17 protein-coding genes are annotated in these 18,455 nt (G+C 41.0%); 10 read left to right on the top strand and 7 right to left on the bottom strand.

All coding sequences use genetic code 11. From position 1 onward, the window contains the following. The first annotated feature begins 311 nt into the window (after positions 1–311). The 7 genes from dusA to CWC18_RS17050 all read left to right on the top strand — a co-directional run bounded on the left by dusA (position 312) and on the right by CWC18_RS17050 (position 5,258). On the top strand, positions 312–1,325 hold the full coding sequence (gene dusA, locus CWC18_RS17080) for a tRNA dihydrouridine(20/20a) synthase DusA (RefSeq protein WP_138675770.1): 1,014 nt from the start codon (positions 312–314) through the stop codon (positions 1,323–1,325). Between the two features lie 233 nt (positions 1,326–1,558). Further along, positions 1,559–2,236 (top strand): PspA/IM30 family protein, encoded by a 678-nt coding sequence (locus CWC18_RS17075; RefSeq protein ID WP_138675769.1) that lies wholly within the window; start codon positions 1,559–1,561, stop codon positions 2,234–2,236. 103 nt (positions 2,237–2,339) lie between these two features. Further along, entirely contained in the window at positions 2,340–2,549 is a 210-nt protein-coding gene (locus CWC18_RS17070; protein WP_138592931.1) for a PspC domain-containing protein, read from the top strand. 16 nt (positions 2,550–2,565) lie between these two features. Continuing rightward, complete coding sequence (locus CWC18_RS17065; RefSeq protein WP_138598176.1) at positions 2,566–2,886, top strand: hypothetical protein; 321 nt, start codon at positions 2,566–2,568, stop codon at positions 2,884–2,886. Between the two features lie 102 nt (positions 2,887–2,988). Further along, positions 2,989–3,513 (top strand): copper chaperone PCu(A)C, encoded by a 525-nt coding sequence (locus CWC18_RS17060; RefSeq protein WP_138675768.1) that lies wholly within the window; start codon positions 2,989–2,991, stop codon positions 3,511–3,513. Positions 3,514–3,515: 2 nt separating this feature from the next. After that, complete coding sequence (locus CWC18_RS17055; RefSeq protein ID WP_138675767.1) at positions 3,516–4,493, top strand: DUF2333 family protein; 978 nt, start codon at positions 3,516–3,518, stop codon at positions 4,491–4,493. Between the two features lie 3 nt (positions 4,494–4,496). Then, a complete protein-coding gene (locus CWC18_RS17050) occupies positions 4,497–5,258 on the top strand; it encodes a TIGR04219 family outer membrane beta-barrel protein (protein ID WP_138675766.1) in 762 nt (253 codons plus the stop codon). A 99-nt stretch (positions 5,259–5,357) separates the two neighbouring features. Here CWC18_RS17050 and CWC18_RS17045 read toward each other — a convergent pair whose 3' ends face one another. Both CWC18_RS17045 and CWC18_RS17040 read right to left on the bottom strand, forming a co-directional pair. After that, entirely contained in the window at positions 5,358–6,236 is an 879-nt protein-coding gene (locus CWC18_RS17045; RefSeq protein ID WP_138675765.1) for a TIGR03899 family protein, read from the bottom strand. Next, the gene (locus CWC18_RS17040) at positions 6,233–6,715 is read right to left on the bottom strand and encodes a hypothetical protein (RefSeq protein WP_138592937.1); all 483 of its coding nucleotides are present in this window, start codon (positions 6,713–6,715) and stop codon (positions 6,233–6,235) included. Before CWC18_RS17040 ends, CWC18_RS17045 begins: the two co-directional genes overlap by 4 nt. 235 nt (positions 6,716–6,950) lie before the next feature. Here CWC18_RS17040 and CWC18_RS17035 point away from each other — a divergent pair, with 235 nt between their 5' ends. Further along, positions 6,951–9,170 carry a bifunctional diguanylate cyclase/phosphodiesterase gene (locus CWC18_RS17035; RefSeq protein WP_138675764.1) on the top strand — a complete coding sequence of 740 codons (2,220 nt, stop codon included), beginning with the start codon at positions 6,951–6,953 and terminating at the stop codon, positions 9,168–9,170. 320 nt (positions 9,171–9,490) lie between these two features. On the opposite strand, the gene CWC18_RS17030 is transcribed toward CWC18_RS17035, so the two are convergent. Continuing rightward, positions 9,491–10,822, bottom strand: a complete 1,332-nt coding sequence (locus CWC18_RS17030) for a peptidoglycan DD-metalloendopeptidase family protein (protein WP_138675763.1) — start codon at positions 10,820–10,822, stop codon at positions 9,491–9,493. A 149-nt stretch (positions 10,823–10,971) separates the two neighbouring features. Between CWC18_RS17030 and tyrS the strand changes: the two genes are divergently transcribed. Then, on the top strand, positions 10,972–12,171 hold the full coding sequence (tyrS, locus tag CWC18_RS17025) for a tyrosine--tRNA ligase (protein WP_138675771.1): 1,200 nt from the start codon (positions 10,972–10,974) through the stop codon (positions 12,169–12,171). Positions 12,172–12,465: 294 nt separating this feature from the next. On the opposite strand, the gene CWC18_RS17020 is transcribed toward tyrS, so the two are convergent. The 4 genes from CWC18_RS17020 to folE2 form a co-directional block, all read right to left on the bottom strand. Continuing rightward, the gene (locus CWC18_RS17020) at positions 12,466–13,416 is read right to left on the bottom strand and encodes a cobalamin biosynthesis protein CobD/CbiB (RefSeq protein WP_138675762.1); all 951 of its coding nucleotides are present in this window, start codon (positions 13,414–13,416) and stop codon (positions 12,466–12,468) included. A 20-nt stretch (positions 13,417–13,436) separates the two neighbouring features. Further along, on the bottom strand, positions 13,437–14,144 hold the full coding sequence (gene mtnN / locus CWC18_RS17015; RefSeq protein ID WP_138675761.1) for a 5'-methylthioadenosine/S-adenosylhomocysteine nucleosidase: 708 nt from the start codon (positions 14,142–14,144) through the stop codon (positions 13,437–13,439). A 122-nt stretch (positions 14,145–14,266) separates the two neighbouring features. Continuing rightward, positions 14,267–14,857, bottom strand: a complete 591-nt coding sequence (locus tag CWC18_RS17010; protein WP_138675760.1) for a DUF2726 domain-containing protein — start codon at positions 14,855–14,857, stop codon at positions 14,267–14,269. Positions 14,858–14,954: 97 nt separating this feature from the next. Further along, positions 14,955–15,875: a GTP cyclohydrolase FolE2 gene (gene folE2 / locus CWC18_RS17005; RefSeq protein ID WP_138675759.1), complete on the bottom strand. Its 921-nt coding sequence runs from the start codon at positions 15,873–15,875 to the stop codon at positions 14,955–14,957. Positions 15,876–16,086: 211 nt separating this feature from the next. On the opposite strand from folE2, the gene arcB reads away from it, so the two are divergent. Further along, positions 16,087–18,420, top strand: coding sequence for an aerobic respiration two-component sensor histidine kinase ArcB (gene arcB / locus CWC18_RS17000; protein ID WP_138675758.1), 2,334 nt, complete (start codon positions 16,087–16,089; stop codon positions 18,418–18,420). Positions 18,421–18,455 lie beyond the last annotated feature (35 nt).

Genomic DNA, 18,455 nt, shown 5'->3' with positions numbered 1-18,455 from the left:
ATTGAAACTCGACCTTTTCTTAGCAAGTGTGATTTATGCATATTTCATCCATGAAAATTAGCGTGGTGTGTTGATAAAAGGTAGTAGGTAAATGCGCTCATTGGTAGTTTAAAGCGAACGGTAAACGTTCGCCTACGGTGGGTTAGTTTTATTTGGGTTGTTGGCGGGGTTTTATGCCGCGCTTTTTTGAATTGAGGGTTTGAGCGAGCGGTAAACGTTCGCCTACCTTATGCATGCAGTTTTGGTAGGTATCGTGTATACTGCGCGACCTAATTTATGACTGTATAATGTTTTGCGTTGCGGGGTTGATAATGAGCCAAATCGAAAAAATAATTAAAAGTGATCATCTAATTACACAAGGTGGTGATTTTAGACGTTTCTCCGTGGCACCTATGCTTGATTGGACTGACAAACATTGCAGAACCTTTCACCGTAAATTGACTAAACATGCAGTGCTGTATACCGAAATGATCACAACCGGTGCCATTTTATTTGGTAAAGGGGATTATTTGGCATTTGGTGGTCATGAAATGCCCGTGGCATTACAGCTGGGTGGCTCTGATCCTAAAGCGTTAGCTGAATGCGCTAAACGTGCTGGCGAGTATGGTTATAATGAAATTAACTTAAATGTTGGTTGCCCCTCTGACCGAGTTCAAAACGGCCGATTTGGCGCTTGCTTAATGGCTGAACCCCAGCTGGTGGCTGAGTGTGTTGCGGCGATGAAAGCTGAGGTTGACATTCCTGTTACGGTTAAAACCCGCATTGGTATAGATGAGCAAGATTCATATGAATTTTTAACGGCACTGATAGAGGCATCGCAACAAGTTGGCTGTGATGACTTTATTATTCATGCGCGAAAAGCGTGGTTAAAAGGGTTAAGCCCGAAAGAAAACCGTGAAGTGCCGCCGCTTGACTACCCGCGAGTATATCAACTGAAAAAAGACTTCGCAGATCTGCACATCAGTATTAATGGCGGGGTTAAAACCTTGGATGACTGTCAGCAGCACCTGGCGCATTTAGATGGTGTGATGATCGGTCGTGAAGCTTATAGTAACCCTTATATGCTGAGTCAAGTCGATGAACTTTTATATGGTGAGCCTGCCTTTACGCAAAGTCGTCATGAGGTAGTACGCAGTATGTATGATTACTTTGAAATGCAAATGACGCAAGGGGCTAACTTTTGGCATATTGCACGTCATATGTTGGGTATTTTTCAAAGTCAGCCAGGTGGGCGTGCGTTTAGACGGCACCTGTCAGAGAATGGTCACAAACAAGGCGCTGATATCAGCGTGATGGAAAAAGCACTGGCGTGTGTTCCTGAGTAAGTAGTTACACAAACACTGAATTTAAAAAAGCCATACAATTTTATTGTGTGGCTTTTTTAGTTTAAATCACCACTTTTTAGTCAAAACCTTCATTGCATTCCCTCTCTGAAATACTCAGTATACTTTTAACTCTATGAATTATATGTGCTTTTAATCTTTGGCATAAAGCTTGGAATATATTGTTTATATCAAGTTTTATTAGTTATGTTTACGCCAATGCAAAGGAGCAGATCATGGCCTTAATCAATCGAATTGAAGATCTTATTAAATCAGAAGTGTCAGCTTTTTTAGATAAAGCTGAAGACCCAAAAAAGATGACTGCACAAATTAAAATTGAATTGCAAGACACACTAACACAGTGCCGTGCGACTGCTGCCACGGTTATGTGTGAACAAAAGTCACTTTCACGAAAAATTGCAGCTCATCAAAAGCAAGTGAATGATTGGCAACAAAAAGCGGAACATGCGTTAAGTAAAGACAGAGAAGATCTGGCCAAGGCTGCACTCAGTCATAAGCATACAGCACAAGCGCACATTGAGGCGGCTCAGCCTCAGCTTGTTTCATTGTCAGATGCGCTTGTTAAGCTAAATGACGATGCAGATCGTCTTGTGGCTAAAATAACGGCATTGAATGTCAAAGAGCAGCAGTTATCAAGGCATGAGCGAGTTGTGTCGGCACGAGCCCGTATTAGGCAAACTCTGGCTTGTGACGACGTTGAAAATGTCCTGACGCGATTTACACAGCTAGAGCGTAAAGTAGATCGTATTGAATCTGAAGTAGATAGCTATGATTTAGGTCAGCAAAGCACACAGGCGCAGTTTGCTGCATTAGAAAAAGAAGAGCAACTGTCGAGTGAGCTGGCAAAACTAAAGCAGCAAGTCGCAGATAGGTCTCAACAAGCTGCAAACTAAGTTCGGTACTAAACCTTGAACACGCGTTTTACCGGTGAGCTTTAAACTCTTTTTTAAAACCAAAGATAGGCTCACCAATATAAGTCTGTATTTTGGAGGCGTTATGTATACACAATCTAAATCTAATTTTAAGCAGCAATGTTTTCGTCACATCAAAAATAAAAAATTAGGCGGTGTTTGTGCCGGTCTTGCGGAGCGGTTTAATTTGCCTTGTTGGTTAACCCGGGTATTGGCGCTCTTTGTATTTTTGAAATTTCCCCTGCTAACCGTTATCGCGTATGGCGTCGCTTATTATACGATGCCAACTAAATAAGACTAAGGAGCAAGCGATGAAAACTGTATTTTTAATATTGGCGGCCCTGTTTTTATTTTCTACAATTTCGTGGTTGAATGCACCGCTTGCTTGGATAAGCATTCCAAACTTTTTTAATGAACTAAGCTGGGTCGGTATGGAGCTCGCAGGTTTATTAGTCGGCATAATACTGGTAATTGCGTTGTTTGCATTGCTTAGTATTGGTGTAGTGGGGCTGGCACTGGTTGTGTTGATTGGGGTTGTGTTAGCGCTGCTTTTTAATTCTATTATTATCGCGGTTCCGTTATTAATGTTAGTGGCATTAGGCTGGCTGTTAAGCGAGGGTTTATCTACATGATTTTACACTCCATATGCGGGGAATTAGTACTAAACTATTTACTTCAAATTACTGACTTCATGGTATGATTTAAATAGTTGCTATTTTATTTAAGGAAAGCATATGTTTGCTAAATTTATAGCGTTGGCCAGCGGCCTTGTTGTTTCAACTTTCGCACTTTCTCATCAACATAATGAACATTCGGCGCATGAAAGCAGCGCTCATACTCAAAATAACGTTAATATTGTTATAAGCGATGCTAAAGTTCGGGCTTTTCTGCCAGCTTCTCGCTCTACGGCTGCCTACTTTACTTTAAATAATCAGTCTCACAAGGACCTTGAACTGGTTAAAGCCACGATCAAAGGGCTAGGGCGGGTCGAGATCCATGAACATGTGCACCACAATGGCATGATGAAAATGCAGCAAGTAAACAAGTTAACTGTGGCTGCGAATGAACAAGTTATATTTCAGCCGGGCGGTTACCATCTAATGGCCTTTGACCCTGAGTATGCTTTGAAGCCGGGCGAAAAGCGAAAGTTGACGCTACATTTTGCAAATGGCAGCCACGTTTTTACAATGATAGATGTTGTTTCATTGAAAGATTCGTTTAAAAAAGTAGAAAAAGCACATCACCATCATGAGGATTAATAATGCAGCAATATTTAAATAAAATAATAGCAGGCTTACTTGGCTTGGTATTGTTGGGCTATATTTTAGCCGTGTATTGGAGCTCGGAGCCCGATGTTTTCGATGTGGTCGCTGCTGCGCAGCAGCAAACTACAAAACAGCCCGTGATTGGTTATGTTACTGCGAATACTTTAGTTGAGGTGAGCGCAACGTTACTTGATAAGCCGGGTGGATATCTATCAAATGATATGCTTCCGCCTAGCGTGTTTATGGATAACATGCCTGCATGGGAGTATGGTGCATTAGAAATGGTACGAGATCTCGCGTTGTCTATGCGTAAAGACTTTAGCCGTTCTCAATCACAGTCAACAGAACATTTGGCACTTAAAAAGGCACAGCCTCAGTTTAATATTAGTTCAACTGCATGGGCTTGGCCAAGCGCTGAGGGTGAGTACCGTGTTGGTATTGAACACCTGATAGCATATCGCGACCAGATCGCCGATCCCAACAATCGCGATAGCCAATTTTATGCCAGAGCCGATAATCTAAGGGGTTGGTTAAAAGAAGCTGAGAAACGCTTAGGTAGCTTAAGCCAACGTTTGAGCGCTAGCGTAGGCCAGGATAGAGTCAATACAGATTTGGCGGGTGACAGTGCAGCAGAGCAGGCAACTTATGCACCAAGTAGTGCGCAAGTTAAAACGTCTTGGTGGAAAATCGACGACGTATTTTACGAGTCACGTGGCGCAAGCTGGGCGCTGCTACATTTTTTGAAAGCCGTAGAGCATGATTTTGCTGACGTATTAGAAAAGAAAAATGCGCGGGTGAGCTTACAACAAATCATTCGTGAATTAGAGGCAACTCAAGAAACCGTTTGGAGCCCGATGATCCTCAATGGCAGTGGTTTTGGTTTTGTTGCCAATCACTCGTTGGTTATGGCAAATTATATTTCACGAGCTAATGCAGCTCTTATTGAACTTAGTGAACTTTTAGCGCAAGGATAAAAAATGAAAAAGTACTGTCTAGCTGCAGCTTTGTCTATGGCAAGTTTGGCCCCGGTAGCACATGCCGATACGATACTTGGTTTATATTTAGGGGCAGAAGGGTGGCAAGCTGATAGCTCGGGGAGCTATCAAGAAAAAGGGAATGCCCAATCGTTTGACTTTAAAGATGAGACGTTTACCAGCTTTTATGCTGCCCTTGAACACCCTATTCCATTAGTACCTAATCTTAAGTTGAAATATACTGAACTGGAATTGAATGGCTCTGCTACTTTATCTGAAACGTTTGAGTTTAATGGTAAGAACTACACGGTTGGCACGCAAGCAAATACAGTGACAGACTTAAACCATATTGATTACACATTGTACTATGAGCTATTTGACAATGATTTAGTGTCGTTTGACTTTGGTTTGAATTTTAAGCAGTTTGACGGTTCAATTCAGTTAGCGGGTACAGCTGAAGGACAGTCAGTCACTGAAACCAGAGATTTCTCTGGTGTGGTACCACTTGGCTATTTACGTGCTGAAGTTGGCTTACCTATGACAGGGTTGAGTGTTTTTGCTGAGGGCAGCATGCTGGCAATCGATGATAGTAAGATCAGTGATTACCAAGTAGGTATTGCATGGGAAGTGATTGATAACTTAGCTGTTGATGTGGCAATTCGTGCCGGTTACCGCTCAATGCAATTAGAACTCGATGACGTTGATGATATTAGCACGGACATTGATACATCAGGTCCATTTGCGGGTATTCAACTGCATTTTTAATATCGCTGTAAAGTACGCTGAATCCTATATTTAAACCCTGATAATTCAGGGTTTTTTTATTTTTATTTCATGATTATAACAGGTGTTGAATAGAGGCATTCACCCCCAATTACAGTCAAAATCTTCATTAAAAGCCTGCTCTAATTGCCCTTTATATTGTTTGTTTATTGGCACGGTAATGAGCTTTTTTAATTCATCTCCCGTTTGCGTTAGTTTGTAATAGCCCAACACTAAGTCATTACTTTTTGCTGTTAATGAGAGTGTTTTCCCTTGAAATGACAAAGAGAACGGCTGTTCAGGTTTTAAGCTAGATGACTCGATTTCTTGTCTATACAGTAGCCCAATATCCATTAAAGTTAAGATATTAGGAAAGCTTAATCCCGCTTTACTAAGGTTAATAGATTCCTTATTCCCTTTACGTAATAAGTCGAAAAATGATGGCTTTTTGTAATACCCAATTAAAATAATATAGCTGTCTTCTTTTGCTAGATACCCACATAAAGGAGCACACTTTTGTAAAGCCGTTGCCTCTCGCTGTGTCATTTGCTTGAGGGTTTGTAAGCTTTTTATAGAAAAGGTTCCAGGCGATACGGTTTCACCCACTAAGATTTTTGCCCATAGCTTTTGCATCGACTGATTAGCAATATCTTCTGCTAGGTCGATAAAGTGTTCTAACCAGTCAGGATCGGGTCGGCCGCGACTGGTTACATCAGGGCATAGCGCTAAAGCGTTTGCCATAATCGTTTCAATGTTGAGTTGACGCTGTATTTTGCTGAGTTGCTGACGTTTTAACGCTCTTTTTAACGGGCTATCGTTACTTTGCACAACATAGTCAATGGTAGTTTTTCCTTGCACACTGTAGCTGTCATCAGAGCCTGTATGTGTGCCTCTATGGTTTTTTTTTTTCATAGTGACACCAAGCTTCTCTTCAATGAGAAGCGCTAAGCTTGATTTTACTTGTGCATTCTTTACGGTCATTGCATTGCCTGTAATTTTACTTGAGTATTGATATTGTTGAGTGCTGATATGATCATTTGTTCGAGATAAAATTCACAGTAGAGCGCAATATAGCCACCGAATAGGTTAGAGTGGATCATGCCATTAAGGTGCCAATCAATTTTTGTTTCATTGGCTGATAGTACGCTTGTCAATTGACCCGCTCCAACATGCTCATCGTTTATAAGCAATGAGAATTCTAAATTATTGTCGCTTTGTTTTACAATTGTTATTTCTAAATGTCCTAATGTATGGGCAAGCTCAATATGTGCACCAACCCCACGACTCGGGGTGGATACATTAATGTTTTTTACACCAGCTAATCGGTGCCAAGCCATGATGTTTGGCCAGTTTTTAAGGTCTAACAAGAGATTAAATACGTAAGGCTGCGTTGTAGTTAATGTTTGACTTCGATGCACTTGATACTGATGAGGTAGCAATAAGCCAAGTGTGATGAACAATAACCCCACAAGTAAAAGAGCTTTAGCACTGGATATAAAAAGTTTAATAAGTTGCTCCTAGTTTTATTTCTCAACATACTGCACGCAAGTGTTTGAACATCGTCTATAATATTTCTTGGGTGTTAATAAATTTCAAACGTGCTAGTAAAAATGTACCACATTTCGTAGTATGGTAAACATGCGATTAAGCGCAAAGCTTTAACTTTAAAGCGGTAAGTGGGTTGAAGGATAGAGAATGGCGTCTGAGCGAGATGATTTTTTGTTTTTAGATCATGATGAAGAAACGCATGAACAAGCGATGACAAATGATTTTTGGGATGTGCTTATAGTAGATGACGATCCTGAAATTCATTCTGTGACTAAGCTGGCACTTTCTGGGGTCGAATTTTGGGGGCGTTCGCTTCGGTTTTATCATGCGTATTCGGGAAAGGAGGCGATTGAAGCGCTAATTCATAACCCTGAGATTTGTATTCTTTTACTTGATGTTGTAATGGAAAGTGATGATGCAGGCTTAACCGTTGTTAAGCGTGTACGTGATGAATTACAAAATCATAATGTTCGTATTATTTTAAGAACAGGGCAGCCTGGTTATGCGCCTGAAGAGCAAGTTATACGTGAATACGACATCAACGATTATAAAATGAAAACGGAGCTTACCCGCAGTAAGTTGGTGACGTCATTAATGACGGCGATCCGTTCTTATCAGCAAATTTGTGAACTGGAAGCACAAAGCACCGCATTGACCCGTATTCTTGAAGCATCACATGCGATTTTAGGTCACAGTGACATGAAAACGTTTGGGTTAGCTGTGGTTATGCAGCTGGCCAAAATTTTAGGCAGCGAGCCCAATGGAATTGTCAGTGGCATTCATAGTGACGATAAACGAATTCTGGTTTTAGGGGGAACCTCGGACTACCAGGCATTCTTTGGTCAAGGCCTTGAGCAGTTGGATAACGGCCGCGTGATCATGCAAGTACAAAACTGTTTTGATTATGAAAAGCATCAACAAACAGAGCATGATATTACTGTATTACTACAAGGTAAAAGTCGTCGAGCAGCGGTATATCTCGAGTTGAACGTGAAGCCTAACCCTGCTCAATTACAGTTTATGGAAATATTTTTAGCGAATGTCAGCGTAGGTTTAGACAACATCAAGTTGTTCAATGAACTTCGGGATGTCGCTTATAAAGATCCCCTCACGAAACTACCAAATAGAAGTAGCTTTGCGCAGCAGGTTGAACGCTATTACATTGATGGTAATGATAAAGCGCCTGAAAGTCGCAATGAACTGCTATTTGTGCTGATAGACATAGCTCAGTTTTCAGATATTAACAATGGCTTAGGACAAGAGGTAGGTAATCAGCTACTTTTGGTGGTTATGCAGCGATTACAGCAAGAATTTATTGATGCAGAGCTTATTGCCAGAATTGGCGCAGATGTATTTGGTTTGTTGCTACCTAAAGGCAGTTTCGATGAGCAACATTTCATTGACGCGTTAATGATACCGTATCAAGTTAATGAACACATTTTAACGATGCATTTTCATGTTGGTGTTTGTGAACAAAGTGACTTCAGTCAGCAAGGGTTAGATACGTTAAAGCTGGCGTACATTGCTTTAAATCAAGCCAAACAAGGTAAAAAGTTTTTAGATTGGTATTCACCAGACCTAGAAGAGAAAATGGCGTGGCGATTGGGCTTAATTCGCCAATTAAGACAAGATTTTGAGTATGGGAAGTTGGAAGTGTGGTATCAACCACAATTGTCTCTTGATACCCTAGAGATTATTGGGTGTGAGGCTTTACTGCGTTGGCCGTCTGACAATGGTCATTATATTTCTCCGGCTATTTTTGTGCCGCTCGCTGAAGACGCAGGGTTGATAGTCGATATTGGGCAGTGGGTGTTAGAGCAAGCGTGCTTACAACAAAAAAAGCTAGTGGGCATTGGTATGGATATTAATGTGGCGGTGAATGTATCTGTGCCACAATTTAAAGTTGCTAATTATGCACAAGGTATTAAAGATACCTTGTTAGCCCATAAGGTTGATCCTAAAAAGATTGAGCTGGAAGTAACCGAAAGTGTCGTTATGGATGAAATTGGTGTGGTGATTGATACCTTACAGGAGTTAAAAGAATTTGGTGTTGAAGTCGCAATTGATGATTTTGGTACGGGGTTTTCTTCATTAAGTTATTTACAAAAGCTTCCATTAGCAAGGTTGAAAATTGACCGAGCATTTGTGAAAGATATTCCAGATAATGACAGCGGTGCTATTGCCGATTTGGTCGTATCATTGGGTCGTCATTTGGGCTTGAAGACCATCGCAGAGGGAGTTGAAACACAAGCTCAGGCCGATTTGTTAAAACAGCTCGGGTGTGATGAAGTGCAAGGTTTTATGTACGCAAAACCGATGCCTAGTAATGAGTTAATGGCTTTTTTAAAAACGTATAAACCAAACTAGTATCAACGAAGCATAGGCTTAGGTTCATCGCTTATATTTTTATCGAGGTGGGCTATGCTTTACTCTACTTATGCTCACTCTTTGAGATTTAAATGGGGTATTAACTACGGTGACATAATTTTTAACTTTACTAGTAAATTTTTGCTCTGTTAATTAACGACTCTCCAGTGTTAGTCTTAATGAAGCTCGCCACTAACTACGATTGATATAAAACGTTCAATTGTGGAATAAAAAAACCTCATCTTGATGAGGTTTTTTTATTTGCTAAGGGTAGTTATTAGTATTAGCTAGTGACTCTAACTCGAATTTAGCTACTACGTTTATTTGTTGAGTGCCAATTGCAATTCTCTATGCTTTTGCAACTGAGCCAATAGCGTTTTTGCGATTGGCTTAAATTTGGCCAGTTCCGCTTTAGGCAGTGGCTGTGACTTTGGCAATGTTACTGTTCTAGGGTTTCTATGCACACCATTTACCAGAAACTCATAGTGTAAATGTGCCCCAGTAACGCGGCCTGTCGCACCAACGGTCCCAATTTTTTGACCCTGCTTAACCTTTTGACCATTTTTTACATGACGTTTATTGAGGTGCAGATACTTGGTAACGTATTTACTACCATGCTGTATGAATACATAGTTACCGTTTAACCGGTTATAGGCCGATTTTATCACTTTACCATTACCAGATGAAACGACAGGTGTTCCCGTTCTTGCTGCGTAATCAATACCTCGGTGCGCAGAGCGGCGTCCCGTGACTGGGTGTAAACGTCGAGGGTTAAAGTTAGAGCTTATATATTTGAAGTTAACAGGCGCGCGTAAGAAAGCCTTTTTCATACTACGGCCTTGCGCGGTATAAAAGTTGTTGTCTGTATGCCTTATTGCGGTATAGCGCTCGCCTTGATTAATAAACTCAGCGGCGATAATTTTGCCATTGCCAATCTCTTCACCTTCGACATAGTGAGATTCATAGATGATAGCAAACTGATCACCTTTACGAATATCATTGGCAAAATCCACATCCCAACCAAATATATCAGCAAAGTTCATAATTTGTCGCTCGCTTAAGCCCGCAGCGATGCCTGCAGTCCAAAAGCTTGATGCAATTTCACCACTGGCCGACTTTTCGATGGTGTCAATTTCTTTACTTTCAATCGCTGTGTTATAGCGACCTTCATCATTGAGTGTTACCAATAGCGTGTCTGTTTTTGACAGAACATATTTCAGTTGCGCTAGTGCTCCTCTTTGATCACTCGCAAAACTGAGTGTTTCGCCAGGGTGAATTTTAGTGAGCTTGCGTGTTTCTTCGTTAGTGTTAACCAATGTATGAAGCGTTTTTGCTGAAAAGCCAGCTCGCTTGAATATACTGGCCAGACTATCACCCGATTTCACTTGATGATCTTCAAAGTGGTACTCAATATGTGCATGAGGCACTGTACTTTTGCTATCGATAGCACTGAGCTCAGTAAGCTGTTCAGGCTGCTCACTGACTTTAACGGGAAGTTCATACCGTTTGCCGACTTCTAATGCTTTTTTATCGTGGTCTTTGGATGCCGTGGCTTTTTCTGACGGAGTTAAAGCAACAATACCCATTACTGACGCAACGCCCAGAATTAGCAGTTTGTGTTTTTTAGGGAGCTTGTGCACCACGTTCACCATAAAGCGCCTTTTCTGATGTCAAGAAATATAATAAATATTATTGCAGGATATACGCAATAAAGCGTTAATACCAGTATTTTGTGCATTTAAACTGATCCAAATATAGGCTAGAATCGACCGATAAACTGAATTTTTTGGAGTGATGAATGGTGGACTTAGATACTGCATTTGCAGAGATAAAACGCGGTGCAGAGGAGATCCTGATTGAGGACGAATTACAAGAAAGGCTTAAGTCAGGTAAAAAGCTGAAGATCAAAGCTGGTTTTGATCCAACAGCCCCTGATTTACATTTAGGCCACACTGTTCTGATCAATAAATTAAAGACCTTTCAAGACCTAGGCCATGAAGTGATTTTCTTGATTGGTGATTTCACGGGAATGATTGGTGACCCAACAGGAAAAAATGTAACGCGTAAGCCGTTAACGCGTGAAGATGTGCTTGCCAATGCAGAAACGTATAAAGAGCAAGTGTTTAAGATCTTAGACCCGGCTAAAACCACGGTTGCGTTCAATTCTACTTGGATGGAACAATTAGGCAGTGCAGGTATGATCAAGCTTGCAGCTAACCAAACTGTTGCTCGTATGCTTGAACGTGATGATTTTAAAAAGCGTTATGCTAATGGCCAATCAATTGCCATTCATGAGTTCTTATATCCATTAGTGCAAGGCTGGGATTCTGTAGCGCTTGAAGCCGATGTTGAACTAGGTGGTACTGATCAACGCTTTAATTTGCTAATGGGTCGTGAGCTACAAAAGTCTGAAGGACAAAAACCACAAACAGTACTGATGATGCCGCTACTAGAAGGGACTGACGGTGTTCAAAAAATGTCTAAGTCTTTAGGGAATTATATTGGGATCACCGATGCACCAACAGATATGTTTGGTAAGGTGATGTCTATCTCTGATGACCTGATGTGGCGTTACTATGAACTATTAAGTGCGTTATCACTTGATGACATTGCTGCTTTAAAGCTAGAAGTCGCCAATGGGCGTAACCCTCGTGATATTAAAATTGATTTTGCGAAAGAAATGATTGCGCGTTTTCATAGTGAAGAAGATGCACACGCTGCACATCAAGATTTTATTCAGCGTTTTCAAAAAAACGCATTACCAGATGACATCCCAGAGATGACAATTGAAATTGCTGATCAGACGACGTTTATCACCGCTTTACTAAAAGAAGCTGGGTTAGTGGCGAGTACCTCGGAAGCCATGCGTATGATCAAGCAAGGTGCTGTTAAGCTAAATGGCGAAGAGAAGGTGACTGACACTAAACTTGCTATTGAAAAAGGTACAACGGCGATTTACCAAGTTGGTAAACGTAAATTTGCAAAGATCACAGTCAGCTAAGTTAATTTTCTAGCTCGTTACTAGGGTACGATTTATTATGAAATGGTCAGCATCGCTGGCCATTTTTTTTACTTCTGATTATGCGTTATAGACGTTATGAACCTCAGGTTTGGATAAGGGTTTTGGAATAGAAAGTGTTTTGAAAGTAAACATACGTACAATCCAATGATGATATTTTTTTCGATATCAAGGCGCTTTTATGCAGTAATAACAGGCCGTTACAAATGAAAGCAACGCCGAGCGTGAGAAAAATAGCTTTATTGGGCAAATTCGCTTATCCAGAGCTGAGGTTTATTATTTAATACTAAGTAATTGCATCACGATGAGTGACAGCACCCAAGTTAATACCAGAAGCAACCCACTAAAGATCTGAATACGCTTGAGCAACGCTAGCAATGCAATGAGATCATTGGGTTCTGGGTGGCGTTCACTGCCTACACGCATCTTTTTAAACCGTTCACCATGGTACACACACGGCCCACCTAATTGAATGTGCAGGTTTGCTGCAAATAAGCATAAAATCCAACCAGAATTTTTCTGATAAAAAAACCGAGCGTAGTGTTTTAAATAGTGACGGACTTTTTTGTAGTTTAAACTGAATGCCATCACTATGATAAAGCAGCGTACGGGCAGCCACTCTAATATGCTAAGTAGTCCAGAAAGCGGTTTGATAAAGGCTGAGTTGGGTTTGAGCTCGGTTCGCCAAGCATGATTGCACAGTAATAACAGTTTGTAAGTGAGCGCAGCGATGGGGCCTGCAATTAAATAGAATATGATGACTAAGTAGTAATGGCGTATAGTACGCATAGCCGTGCTATCTATACATGCTTTAGCTATTCCGATGCTAGATAGAGTGTCGACCTCTCTGGCCACGATTGTTGACAATAACTGTCTCGCAGTCGCTTTTTGACCTTGTTTAAGCAGTGTTGCAATGCGTTTTGTTCGGGTTGCTGTTTGAGTATCTAAGCATAAATAGAGTACTAAGCCGCCAAGCCATTGTGGGTGAAATGCCAACATACTCAATCCCAAAACGAGGGCAAGCAAGGTCAGTACGGGTAAGCTAAAGGCTAAAATACCCGATAAATATTGGTAGTTTATAGTATGTTTAGGCTGATAAACGCGTTGTACCACGCCTTTAAACGTTAATTCAAGCAGTGTAAAAGGGTGGTAACTACTTAATAAAGGAAAACGATGGGCACACAGTAGTGCTACCGCAAAGATAAGCAAGCCCTGTTGGGCTTGCAATAGTTCGCCTATCACTTTTATTAAAGTGTAACGGTTTTCAGTTGCTCTAGTAACTCATTAACAAGCTTTGATGAGTTAATAGATGCTACTTCTAAGTACTCTTCAAACGACTGCGGTGACTCTTTACCTGCGATATCAGAGAGTGAACGGATCACTACAAACGGGGTATCTAGCACGTGGCACGCTTGTGCTATTGCTGCACCTTCCATTTCTACTGCGAGCATGCTTGGAAAATCTTTACGTGTTTGACCAATACGCACTGGATCACACATAAATGAATCACCTGTACAAATTAGGCCAACCATTGTTTGTGTATCAGAAAGTATTGCCACACTTTTTTGTGCTGCACTGATAAGCGCTGGATGTGCGGCAAAACCTGCTGGCATTTGCGGTACTTGGCCAATTTCATACCCAAAAGCAGTTACGTCTACATCGTGGTGACGTACTTCATTTGAAATAACCACATCACCAACATTTAGCGATGGTTCGAAACCACCCGCAGAGCCTGTGTTAATAACACAGTCGGGTTGGAAGTTGTCGATGAGTAACGTGGTTGCCACAGTCGCAGCAACTTTACCAATTCCTGATTGAACCAGAGTAACTGTGTGGCCAGCCAATTCGCCCGTATAAAATGTAAAGCCACCTTTGCTGGTTTCTGTCTTGTTGGCAATAGCGTCTCGCAAAATCGCTACTTCCGGCTCCATGGCACCAATAATACCTATTTTCATGATTAAATTCCTAAACAAAGTTGCTGAATATTATACCTAAGGTTGGCTTAAATGCGAGTTTGTAAAATGGGCTTTAAGGTAAATGAAAATAGCAGGTGTGAGACCTGCTATTATTAAATATGTCAAATTTCTGCCAAGCTGGTGGAATGCGCTTTTGCTTGTGAGGGCGACATGACTGCGGGTTTCTCCACACGGGTTCTTAATTTTCTTGGTGGTTGAGGTGTTTTCCCCAATTTGAATAAAATGGCGTTGCGAACTTCGCTTGCCTTGTAGCCCGCCTTCACTTTCATACGTATGTGAGGAATATTCGCTGATTCAAGGGCGCCATTAACAAACCAATCACGCTGAGCCTTGTGACCACCTTTATTGCTGTTATTGACTAAATCTACCGCAGCAACAATGGTCAGTGTTTCTTTATCTACCAGTACATAATCAAGTTGTTTGTTTTTTGCTTTTGTTATGGCTGCGCGACGAGCTTTTTTTGATAAACCGGGTTTACACTCAATAAGATCAATGAGTTTGACTCGGCTAACAATTTTAAATTTATCACCGACAGCACGTTCAAGGAGAGTTAAAAATGAGGCTTCTACGGTGCTAAATACAGATTCTTTTCGACTAAACGGATAAGGGTTGCCACCTACATCGTTATATTTTGCCGCGACGACAGAAGCAACTATAACTAAGGCTAAGATAGATAATAAAGCGAACTCCATAAAACACTCCACAACGACATTTTGACAGTTAGTTTAATTAAGCAATTGTCGTGCCTGTTTGTGGAGCGTAAAGTATTTAGCTAACTATACACTTATCTTATGCTTTATAGCCATTCTCTATACCTTTTACTGCATAAGCGACAGCATCATGAGCATGGAGTGATTCATAGTGATTTATTTTAATATAAAAATCTTGATATGCAGTGTGTTCGAATAGCGCTTTGAGTTTTCTAGCCGCATCTTCACAGAACATTAAATTTTGCCCATTCAAACGCGCAAATTCTTGCTCATCTTCGCGTTTTACGGCTGCTTGGACAGGAGTTTTCAACTCATCCTCTACCTGATCAATCAGCGCAAGGATATCGAATTCTTCGCAATCGGCTGGTAATAATACTTTTAAATTAACGATACTTCTTTGTGAGTGAGGTGTTGCAAGCACTCCTTCGGTGGTGCCAAGCCAAGCGTGGACTTGCTCTGTATCAACGGTCGCTTGTTGAAACTTATCTGCAAATGCATTTTGAATAAGTTGTCTTGATAATGCCGCTGAGCACGGGCAAGTCGAAGAATAAGTTACGTCAACTCCAAGCTCGATTTGAGCAACGCCGTCGGCCAAAATTGCTGTTATTGTAATTGGGTAGCTTTTCCAGCCTTGTTTTTTACTTAAAAGTGAAGGGCGCCTTAATGGTAATTCAAAAGCAATTGAGACCTTTGCCGCATTGCTTAAATCTTGATGGCTTGAGATAAAGCTATCTAATACTTGAGTTAACGTTTTAGGCGTGAGGCTTTGTTCACAAGATAGTGTATCAAGTGCCAAAAATAGCCGTGACATATGAATGCCTTTTGCATCTTCTTTTTGTAAGTTAACAAATGCATCGGCTTTTGCTGTAACATGCGTATCGCTAAGACTTTTACTGGCAAATAACAGTGGTAGTTCGATGTTTCCCATGCCTACCCAGTCTAGCTTGCCTGTTTGCAAAGCATCGGCTGAGTGTGCAATGTCTGGCATTGTTGTTTGCATTTATACCCTCATAGTCACGACAATTAAAGTCGCGCATATTACACTAAAACCCAGTCACTTGCCTATGAATGTAAAATAAATGGGATTGATAAAGTTTCATTTTGTGCAGTTGACGATACACAGAACAAACATGTGGTACGAATATAAGGGATAATTCGCTTCTTATTAGCGCTTAGGTATAATAAACGGGTTAACAGACTATGTGGTAACTATGATTGAATCTTCATTTGGCCCTTGGGCCCGAGTATTAGTAAACTTAATCAACAAATTTGGTGATAAAATTGCCGGATTACTGTGCTATGCATTTATGTTATTAGTATCACTTATTTTGTCGTGTATGTTCTATTACATTGCGTTAGGTGAAATAATAATTGTTGATGTGTTAGCTGTACTCTTTTTTGCTGCAATGACCTCACCTGTACTTATTTCGATGACGATTCTTGCTATGCGGAAATTGGAAGCATCTAAAACTTATCTTGAGTCTGCCACACAACAAGAAAAATTATTAAACCAAACGCTTAAAGACAACATTAATCGCCTTAATAATGAAGTTGATGAGCGGAAAATGGCACTTCACGCTAAGCATCGTGCGATTGAAGAGCTTCGTAAAGAAATCGCAGAGCGTAAAAAAACGCAGCAAGAGCTAGCACAACAAAGCATGTTATTACGTTCTATTGTCGATTCTTCCCCAGACTTATTTTACTACCGTGATCAGCATGGCATTTTTGCTGGGTGTAATAAAATGTTTGAGTTGGTGATGGGGAAAAATAGCACTGAATTGATAGGAAGATCCGTTGAGGATATCTACCCTCGTAGTTATTTACCTGAAGTTTTGCGCACAGACAGTGAAGTTGCCACAACGCAGCAGCCGATAACTTTAGATGTAGAGTATCCAGTGGATGGTGAACATCGCTGGTTTGAAATGAGAAAGTTACCTTTTATCAATGACAAAGGTGAGTACATTGGGCTACTGGCCTTTGGGCGTGATATAACCAGCCGTAAAGAGGCTGAACAAGCGTTAGAAACTGCGTATAAGGATAAAGGTAAGTTTATCGCGACACTAAGCCACGAGCTAAGAACACCTTTGAACGGGATCGTGGGTTTGACGCGTATGATGCTGGATTCTGAATTGTCACAACAACAAAAAAGCTGGTGTAATACGATTTTCTCTAGTGCCGAAACACTTGGCAACATCTTCAACGACATTATCGATTTAGACAAAATAGACCGTGAACAACTCGATATTGCAACCGATAGTATCAATGTCTCTGACTTTATTAATGATGTTGTTAACTTTACAGGCCTGATAGCAGATCAAAAAGGGCTCGAGTTTGTGATTAACCGCACAGGTATACTCGATGTTTACGCATTATTGGATCCGACGCGCTTACGACAGGTTCTTTGGAATTTAATTAACAACGCGGTTAAGTTTACTCATCGAGGCAGTGTTACGCTTGAATTTAAACGCGAAAACAGAGAAAGCGGGCAATGGTTATCGTTTAGTGTGATAGATACCGGTATGGGGATCCCAAGCGATCAACAAGCGCGTATTTTTGATATGTATTACAAAGCACCTGACTCAACGGGTGCAAATGCCATAGGTTCGGGAATTGGACTTGCTGTGACTAAAGCATTGGTAAGTGCTATGCATGGGCAAGTTCATGTCAGTAGTATTGAAGGTCAAGGCAGTCGGTTTGATGTTGAAATCCCATTGTCGCTATGTAGTGCACCAAAGGAGCAAAGCTATGCAGGTAGAAGTTTATATATCCTGTTGGTGGAGGATGTGCCGCTCAATGCTGAAATAGCCACCAACTTATTGGAGCAACGTGGACATGAAGTGATTTGGGCTGAAACCGGGGAGGATGCTTTGTCTCTCGTTGCAACCGAGGATGAGCTAGATTTGATTTTACTTGATATGCAGCTTCCAGATATAAATGGTGATGTTGTTGCACGAGAAGTGAGAGCGGATAGTCACTATGACAATCTTCCTATCGTTGCATTGACAGCGAATGTACGAAGTGCAGAAAAAGAATTACAAGGGATAAGTATTCAAGGGGCATTGGCTAAACCGATCAATACGACACGTTTAGATAAAATGTTAGCTGAGCTGTTTGGTATTGATTCACAAAAAAGCCATAGTAACTCAGAGCAACCTATCAATGTGTTAGATCATGCGCAATATGAACTATTGGATGTTGAAACCATTATCGACTTTGTATCATCTATGGGGGTTACACCATTTAAGCGTAGTAGTGATCTATTTGAGACACTAAGCCCTAAATATTGCTCAGAGCTGAGAGTGGCTTTGAAACAGGATGATATCACCGAGTATAGTTCTGTAGCACATAAGCTCAAAGGCGCAGCGGGTTCTGTCGGGCTCCAAGAGGTTCAATTGCATGCAAAAGTGATGGAACTTGATGCAAGTAAAGTTGAAAGCGATGTACTGGAAAGTTGGATTGTAGAACTCGAAGAGAAAATTGAATTGGGCCTACGCTCATTAAAAAGTGCGATAGACAAACTCGCGATAAGTGAGCAAGCACAGTAACAGGGCTTAAGGTAAGGCTAGTATGGCTAGTATGG

It is taken from the genome of Pseudoalteromonas aurantia (assembly GCF_005886875.1).
GTDB lineage: Bacteria > Pseudomonadota > Gammaproteobacteria > Enterobacterales > Alteromonadaceae > Pseudoalteromonas > Pseudoalteromonas aurantia_A.
Note: the sequence above shows the minus strand (reverse complement) of the source record. Positions and strands in the feature narration are given on the sequence as shown.

Excerpts from the sequence above, each read along its gene's own strand:
- CWC18_RS17010 (WP_138675760.1), bottom strand. The coding sequence starts at position 14,857 with ATGGAGTTCGCTTTATTATCTATCTTAGCCTTAGTTATAGTTGCTTCT.
- CWC18_RS17050 (WP_138675766.1), top strand. The coding sequence starts at position 4,497 with ATGAAAAAGTACTGTCTAGCTGCAGCTTTGTCTATGGCAAGTTTGGCC.
- mtnN (WP_138675761.1), bottom strand. The coding sequence starts at position 14,144 with ATGAAAATAGGTATTATTGGTGCCATGGAGCCGGAAGTAGCGATTTTG.
- CWC18_RS17055 (WP_138675767.1), top strand. The coding sequence starts at position 3,516 with ATGCAGCAATATTTAAATAAAATAATAGCAGGCTTACTTGGCTTGGTA.
- CWC18_RS17035 (WP_138675764.1), top strand. The coding sequence starts at position 6,951 with ATGGCGTCTGAGCGAGATGATTTTTTGTTTTTAGATCATGATGAAGAA.
- CWC18_RS17030 (WP_138675763.1), bottom strand. The coding sequence starts at position 10,822 with ATGGTGAACGTGGTGCACAAGCTCCCTAAAAAACACAAACTGCTAATT.
- arcB (WP_138675758.1), top strand. The coding sequence starts at position 16,087 with ATGATTGAATCTTCATTTGGCCCTTGGGCCCGAGTATTAGTAAACTTA.
- CWC18_RS17060 (WP_138675768.1), top strand. The coding sequence starts at position 2,989 with ATGTTTGCTAAATTTATAGCGTTGGCCAGCGGCCTTGTTGTTTCAACT.
- CWC18_RS17075 (WP_138675769.1), top strand. The coding sequence starts at position 1,559 with ATGGCCTTAATCAATCGAATTGAAGATCTTATTAAATCAGAAGTGTCA.
- CWC18_RS17065 (WP_138598176.1), top strand. The coding sequence starts at position 2,566 with ATGAAAACTGTATTTTTAATATTGGCGGCCCTGTTTTTATTTTCTACA.
- CWC18_RS17070 (WP_138592931.1), top strand. The coding sequence starts at position 2,340 with ATGTATACACAATCTAAATCTAATTTTAAGCAGCAATGTTTTCGTCAC.
- dusA (WP_138675770.1), top strand. The coding sequence starts at position 312 with ATGAGCCAAATCGAAAAAATAATTAAAAGTGATCATCTAATTACACAA.
- CWC18_RS17045 (WP_138675765.1), bottom strand. The coding sequence starts at position 6,236 with ATGACCGTAAAGAATGCACAAGTAAAATCAAGCTTAGCGCTTCTCATT.
- folE2 (WP_138675759.1), bottom strand. The coding sequence starts at position 15,875 with ATGCAAACAACAATGCCAGACATTGCACACTCAGCCGATGCTTTGCAA.